At 44.8% G+C, this 5,649-nt stretch carries 4 protein-coding genes; 2 read left to right on the top strand and 2 right to left on the bottom strand.

All coding sequences use genetic code 11. The features are described 5' to 3' along the window. Positions 1–73: 73 nt before the first annotated feature. A complete protein-coding gene (locus HQM15_11955; GenBank protein ID MBF0493476.1) occupies positions 74–1,525 on the top strand; it encodes a DUF488 domain-containing protein in 1,452 nt (483 codons plus the stop codon). Here HQM15_11955 and HQM15_11950 read toward each other — a convergent pair. Further along, positions 1,505–2,296, bottom strand: coding sequence for a CDP-alcohol phosphatidyltransferase family protein (locus tag HQM15_11950; protein ID MBF0493475.1), 792 nt, complete (start codon positions 2,294–2,296; stop codon positions 1,505–1,507). The genes HQM15_11955 and HQM15_11950 overlap by 21 nt on opposite strands. A gap of 58 nt (positions 2,297–2,354) precedes the next feature. Further along, on the bottom strand, positions 2,355–4,328 hold the full coding sequence (locus tag HQM15_11945) for a radical SAM protein (protein ID MBF0493474.1): 1,974 nt from the start codon (positions 4,326–4,328) through the stop codon (positions 2,355–2,357). A gap of 482 nt (positions 4,329–4,810) precedes the next feature. Between HQM15_11945 and HQM15_11940 the strand changes: the two genes are divergently transcribed. Next, a complete protein-coding gene (locus HQM15_11940; protein MBF0493473.1) occupies positions 4,811–5,353 on the top strand; it encodes a hypothetical protein in 543 nt (180 codons plus the stop codon). Positions 5,354–5,649 lie beyond the last annotated feature (296 nt).

Genomic DNA, 5,649 nt, shown 5'->3' with positions numbered 1-5,649 from the left:
CAGAAAAAAACAAATTGCATCGATAGGGACCCACCTATAAAAAGAAAAAATAAGATCCGTCGCTACGCTCCGAGTGGGTCCCTATCCTTGCGGATCACTGGGTCCCTGTCTTGCGATTTCGCAAAAAGTTCATCTCTCCAGTTATGCCAATTTAAGAGAAGAAGTCGATCAACATCAAAAAGCAGTAGAAGGGGCTTGGGTAAGAGAGGAAATCACAGCGTGGAGGAAATTGGATTGCGCTTGGCAAGATCAAAGAATCGGGGAAATTCGTGAATCTCTTCGAAAAGAGATTGGACAGTTGAAAGAAGCAAGCAGTGCAGAACAGAAAATGGAATGTCTGCTTCGTCTAAAACCCATTAAGGAACTTTTATCCTGGATGCAGCTTGAATTGGCTCTTGAATCAGACCGTAGGAAAGATGCGCTCAAAGAATTGAAGCAGATAGAAAGGCGTTATCGAGAAGCCGGTTACGATAAGGTCGCGGATCATTTTCTGGAGTTGGCCCAACAATTAGAACAAGAAATTTCTAGCCGGCGTGTTTATAAAGACCTCCGTATTGAAGACACGGATGATCCTGCACTTTTTATTCGCATGGGAGCTCTGCATCCGGAATTACTCAACTGTTTTAATCCCAATGCCAATCCTACTTTTACCCAGAATGTGGTGGCGGCCCTGGGTTCTAAAAATATGCGACTGGTGGTGGTGAGAGAGCAGGGTCACATTGTGGCAGTGGCCATGATGAAGGTGAAACAGACTGAAGAAGGGGAAGCGGTTTTATTTTTGGAGAAGGGGCTTTATCGCAAAGGTTACGATTTTAGGCGGGAGATGCTGGATCATCTTTTGAAAAAAGCAAAAACTCTTCCCATCCCCACACGCGTTGCGACTCAAATTATGGGTCAGGTGAGAGAGGAAGATCCTACTCTATTTGGAACCGGGGCTTATACGAGGAGTGTTTATGAGGAGGCGGTGTTTGGACTGAGGGCATCCAATAATGTGAGGCATCGGGGGAGATGGGTGGAAAGTGCGTCCAAGATCCCCCTCTCCCCGACCCTCCCCCTCCAGGGGGGAGGGAGTTTAGGGTCCCCTCTCCCTCGAGGGGAGAGGGTTAGGGAGAGGGTGGCCTCTGCTGTACTAGGCATCGGTACCTCCAATAAAACGATTGAACAATACATCGCTGAACTCAAGGCCGCCAGTGTGACTTGCGTCGTGGATGTCCGTCAAAACCCGCAGAGCCAATGGTTCCCCCAGTTTAATCGAAGGGCTTTGGAAGCAAGTTTGGCAAAAGAAAATATTCACTATGTGTTTATGGGCGATACCTTGGGGAATCCAAAAATAGCCGGGGAAAGAAGTCTGGAAAATTTTGAGCGGCAACATCGGCAAACAGAAGCTTATAGGCGAGGGCTTGATCAGCTTGTGAAATTGATTCGTGAAAATGAAGGAAAGGTGGCGCTCACCTGCTCTGAAGGAAAAGAACAGGAATGTCATCGGAGCTTTATTCTAAGAGATCTATTGGCTCTTCCTTTCTAGTTCGCGATAAATCCAAAAAGTCCTGTAAACCGCGGTCCAATTCGTCATCACCGCTATCATGATCACGGCAAGATAGAGCAGGAAGTTGGAGTTCAGCGCCGGATGTATCCATCCAAACATCAAGGCAAACAGCGGACTAAAAATGGAACTCACTCCCAGGTAAACGATACGTTCAGGCCTTTGCATGGAGCCGCCTTGGAAAGTCACTCCAACCGATTCCCCTCGCGCGCGGGCATAACTGACCAATACGGAACCCACCAGAGAGGCGAGGATAAAATAGAAAAACCAATGCTGACGATAAAAACAGGCCAGGCCCATGAAAGTAACCACTTCCCCATATCGATCCATCACCGAATCATAAAAGGCCCCTGCCCGGGAAGAGTGGTTCGTCAGCCGCGCAATGCGACCATCAAACATATCGCAAGTTCCACCTAAAATAACACACCAACCCGCAAGCCCTAGATAGCCAAAAAAATAAGCGAATCCGGACCCTAAGCAAATGAGAAATCCCAGACTGGTAAAGAAATTGGGACTTAATTTAAGCCTGAGTGCAGCTTTTTCGATGGGAGAAGTAACCCAATACCAATATTCTTTGAACCAGCGATTGAGCAGTTTGGAATGGTGACGTTTATTGAGTTCATCCTCCACCTTACTTTTGGGGGCTTTTTTTCGTACCCAAATATAAAGAGGAATGCTCGAAAGGGCAAAAATATTGACGAGCAGCAAGGGGAGAAAAGATAGCCAAATTTCGTGAGAGTTGAAAGTATTCATGAGGTCTAATAAAAAAGGGCGACCTTTTGAGTCGCCCTCGTTCTTTAAAACAAGTTAACTAGTGAAGGGTAGGATTATTTTCTACTTTCATAGGCAATACTACCTGATGATCTACTTCTGGCACTGGCATGGCTTTGCCTCCTGAATAAATCTCATGTCTGCCTTTTTTGCGATACCATTCCCCAACACTGGCATTTTTATGGAGATGCTCAATAATCTGCCTCCAGCCAATTCCTGTATTATAAGCACAAAACGAAATTTCCCCCTCTTGAGTCCCATAAGGGATGATACACATTTCGGTGCGCCTGAAATCGTAATTGAACAAATCTTGAAACCACATTCCGGCAATAAACATGAAGTGCCAACGGTCTCGCTTACGTTCCAAGCCTTTCCCGTAATTCACTTTTCCTTCGGTCATGCTGCCACCACTTTGTTTGTCGAATTTGGTGATGAGTTCTTTTAAGGTAAGTTCTTTAGGTGCCTTTCCCGGATCAAAATTACGAAGTACGGAACAGGCAATCTCCAGCTTGCTCAACCAGGTGGGCTGACAGGCATCTGTAATCGCTTCAGCGTCTTTAATAATCTGGTCGATGTGTAAAAATTCAGAAACAGGCAACCATTTCTTTTCATGTTTATCGATCATCAAAGCCATCCCCACGCCGCAGTTGGGGTGACAGCCGCATTTCAGGCTTCCAAAATCTTTTTCAGGACCGCGCATCATGTCGGTTAAATCACTGATAGGACCTATGGCAGACAAAGGAAACCAATCCCGCAGGGGCTCCGAAACTCCAGTTTGCTTTTTTACGTCGTGCGCCAAGTGAGAGAGCGTGTAGCGTTGACGGCGACGGTCTTCATCCGAAATATCTTCATCTCTTCCGGTAAATGAAACCGGTTGAAAAGAACAGAAGGTGACTTTATCCACATTTTGAATGGCAAAATCGATGATGGGGCCCACTTGATGATCGTTTACGGTGTTTACAAGCGTGGTCACCAGAACGACTTCTATGCCGGCATGAGCGAGGTTGGTAATCGCTCGAAGTTTCACATCAAATAAATTACTAATCTTACGGTGTTCATTCGCGGCGTTTTCGGCGCCGTCAAACTGCAAGTAAGCAATGCGTAGACCCGCATCAAAGGCCTTTTGGGCAAAATCAGGTTCTTGCGCAAAACGAATTCCGTTGGTGGCACATTGAGTACTGAAATATCCCACGTCGGTGGCATATTTGACAGCGTCTAAAAAGTAGGGAGAAAGGGTAGGCTCTCCACCGGAGTATTGAACCGACATTTGGCGACGAGGCTTAATTTTAAGTGAGTTGTCCAAAATTTCCTTAATTTCATCCCAGCTGAGTTCATGCACATAACCCACCTGGTTGGCATCCATAAAACAGGGGTCACACATCATGTTGCAACGATTGGTGAGATCGACGGTAAGTACGGCGCCACGACCATACTTGATGGTGGAAGTTCCGTGGTTTCTCAAAGGAGTAAGAGGCGATTTGAAATCACGTCCCGGATAAAGTTTTTCAATACGCTCCAAAAATTTTACGTCCATCGACAGGATATCTTCAAATTTTCCATGTCTGGAGCATTCCTTCACCATCAAAATCTGTCCGTCGCGTTCAATGATGTCGGCTTTAATTTCACCAGGATTTTCATTAATGAGTACTTTATAATTTTTACTGCCCGAAACTATTTCTTGGCGAACTTCCTGGACACAGCGAGGGCAAAGGGAGTCGGTCTTTCGTGGCCAACCGAGTTGAGGAAAAGTTTTCTCTTTCGATTTCATTAGGGGGGCGGGGGCCCATTTGGGTTGAATATGTTCTCCTTGATGGACTTTGTTGATGAATTTGAATACAGGCCAAAGCGCCTTGGCAGCCCCCACCAGAAGTCGCTCTTTTAATTTTAAACCCCCTTGCTCCAATTTTTCAGAGGCCAGTTTTCCGGGTTGAGAGAGATAAAAATCATGTTTAGATTCTGTTTTGTGAGTTACCTTTCCATGCCTGTCTTCGAGATCTTTGTAAGCTACTGCCATAATTCCTCCTTAAAAGAGAAGCATCGCTGTCGATTTGTAATCGTGGCGACGTTTAGAAAATTCTAAAAGTTATAAATGTTTGATTTTCCTAAATAAAACACCCGGCTTCTATAAGACTTGTAGTTTTTGTGTCAACTGAAAAAGAATGAATGTCCTTTCTCGGCTGAAAGCCGCAAAAATTGCGTGCTTTTCATTATTTTTTAGTAATTTTTTTACTCGGCTTACGCGATATTCCGGCATTTACCCCTCTCTCTTTATCTCTTTCATCCGAAAACCCTGTGGCTTTTCCTCCAGCCTCCAGAGGGAAGAGCCACAGGGCTGTACAATTGCTGTGTACTCCCAGAACACACTTTCCTTTTGGACTCATACTCTTGTTCTTTATTTCTCCCCCAATTTTCCATTAAGAAAACTTCCAGATAAACGTTTCACAGCCCCTTGAAGTCGACGCAAGGTTTGGCTGTGATCTTAACAGGAGTTAAACAATGAAAGCGCAGACCGATATTCGTATTAAGTATTTTGTGACAATTTTTTGTTTTATGGCTCTTTATTTATTCTCCCTTGTCGCCCATGCCGGAGAAGGGGAAAGGAAAGGTTTCCTCATCGGCTTTGGTCCTCGAGTAGGCTATGAGGCAGGCACTTTAGACCGAGCCTTCGGTGGATTTGAATTTCGCATTGGGGCGGGGTTGAGTGAAAAATTCCTTCTCTATTACGAGGGGGTAACAGATTTTTCTCATAAATTACACAAAGATTATTTTGCCAATGATTCGCAGATCAAAGCCCAATATTTTCTTTGGAAGAATTTATACGGCAATGCTGGACTAGGTTTAACGGTAGGTGAAATCGATACAGGAACTGCCCTCCATCAAAGCAAGCTGGACTTTGTAACTTCCGCTGCTTTGGGATACGAGTTTCGCCCCGGCAAACGCTTTTTCGTCGCCCCGGAAGTGGGGGATTCTTACCGGAGAATAGAATCCAGAAATTTCCATTCACCCGCTTTTGGTATTCACCTGGGCTGGTATTTTTAGCGTACTCTTTTAGGATTTTCCCCTCTTAAGATTAAGAGGGGGTAGGGGGAGTTGTGAAAAACCTTGCAAATTAGAGAAGCTCTGAATTTTGCAAAATCTTCCATAGCCCCTCATAACCTCCCCTTAGCTTAAGGGGAGGGATCAGGGAGAGTTCGAAGATATAAGATAGAAGATGCATTTAATTACTGGGGGTAGTTTTTTTTGATAAGGCGAGAAGTTTCTTGATTTCTATTTTTTTCCCTTTGCCTTCTTCTTTTCTAAAGTCAATCGCTTCTTGTTTAAAAATATTATTTTGA

The sequence above is a fragment of the Deltaproteobacteria bacterium genome (assembly GCA_015233135.1).
Classification (GTDB): Bacteria; UBA10199; UBA10199; order JADFYH01; family JADFYH01; genus JADFYH01.
This window is presented reverse-complemented; position numbering and strand designations above follow the sequence as displayed.

Excerpts from the sequence above, each read along its gene's own strand:
- HQM15_11950 (MBF0493475.1), bottom strand. The coding sequence starts at position 2,296 with ATGAATACTTTCAACTCTCACGAAATTTGGCTATCTTTTCTCCCCTTG.
- HQM15_11945 (MBF0493474.1), bottom strand. The coding sequence starts at position 4,328 with ATGGCAGTAGCTTACAAAGATCTCGAAGACAGGCATGGAAAGGTAACT.
- HQM15_11940 (MBF0493473.1), top strand. The coding sequence starts at position 4,811 with ATGAAAGCGCAGACCGATATTCGTATTAAGTATTTTGTGACAATTTTT.